The 1,055-nt window shown below is 63.8% G+C and carries 1 protein-coding gene and 1 pseudogene; one reads left to right on the top strand and one right to left on the bottom strand.

Translation table 11 applies throughout. The annotated features are described in order from the left end of the window. Positions 1-99 (top strand): annotated as a pseudogene (locus tag BCY76_RS18760) (IS5/IS1182 family transposase); the annotation flags it as partial. A 132-nt stretch (positions 100-231) separates the two neighbouring features. Here BCY76_RS18760 and BCY76_RS17280 read toward each other — a convergent pair. Next, positions 232-762, bottom strand: a complete 531-nt coding sequence (locus tag BCY76_RS17280; protein ID WP_070159499.1) for a glyoxalase superfamily protein — start codon at positions 760-762, stop codon at positions 232-234. Between the last annotated feature and the right edge of the window lie 293 nt (positions 763-1,055).

Below are 1,055 nucleotides of genomic sequence, written 5' to 3'. Positions count from 1 at the left end.
ATCGCGACTCGCTATGACAAGCACGCGCTGACCTATCGCGCTGCTGTCGTCCTCAACGCGGTGATCGCCTGGACCGCACATTTGTCAGACATGCCCTAGCGTCAGAACCTCACCGTTCGCACGCGCTGTTCATGCTGCCTCTGGCCCTGACTGGCTGCGGGAACGACGACTGCAATGCTGCTGAGCTCTCGTGCGCAGCCAGTGCCGCGCTCCGGCAGTCAGGGGTCCGGGCTATTCGTTCGTTTCGCAGAGACGCAGGACATTGCCGAAGGGGTCCGTGATCTCGATCGTGGGTCCGCCGGGAGTGTCGCGATCGATGTCGGGGTTGAGGCGTGGGTGCGTTCGTATGGAGATCTCGGCGAGGAAAGCGGCGGCGTCGGCAACGGGCACCCAGACCACGGTTCCCGGTGTGCCATCGCCGTGATGCTCGGAGAGATCGAAGGCCGTCTCGTCGCGGCGTACTCGCAGGTATAGGGGCATCCCAGGCTCGAAGCGGTGCTCCCACTCGACGGTGAAGCCCAGGTAGTCCAGATAGAACTCCCTTGCGAGGGCCTCGTCGTGGATGCGGAGCACCGGGACCGGTGCGCCAGTACCAGGACGCACGGCGGATAGTCGAGCCGATGCGATGTTCCAATCCGCGTAGCCGAGTTGTTGCGAGACGATCTCCAGAGCGCGACTATGGCTGATGGAGACCTCGATCGCGGCCAGGCTCCGTCGCAGCGTTCGTGCGGCCGTCTTGGCATCGTTCAGAGTGAGGTGCATGAGTTCATCGCTATCTCGGCGCCGTCCGCATGGTCGGTGCCCGCTTTGCCGTCCGGGGCGCCGTGGCAGTCACGAGAACCTCTGGCAGAAGATGCAATCGATGTGTTCACCAAGCCGACAATCTCGGCGCGGGCGGCAGGCTCATCGAGAAGCCCCGCCCAGAGTACCAAGAGCTGGGGCCGGCATCCAGACCTCGACGAGACTCATGGAAAGTCCCCGCGTAGCAAGGGGCCGTGCCTCAGATGAAAGTCCCCGCCAAAGGTAGAGGACTCTGCAGGTGAGGATCGGTCACG

Origin of the sequence: Nesterenkonia sp. PF2B19 (assembly GCF_001758425.2) — a bacterium.
In the GTDB taxonomy this organism is placed as follows: Bacteria; Actinomycetota; Actinomycetes; order Actinomycetales; family Micrococcaceae; genus Nesterenkonia; species Nesterenkonia aethiopica.
This window is presented reverse-complemented; position numbering and strand designations above follow the sequence as displayed.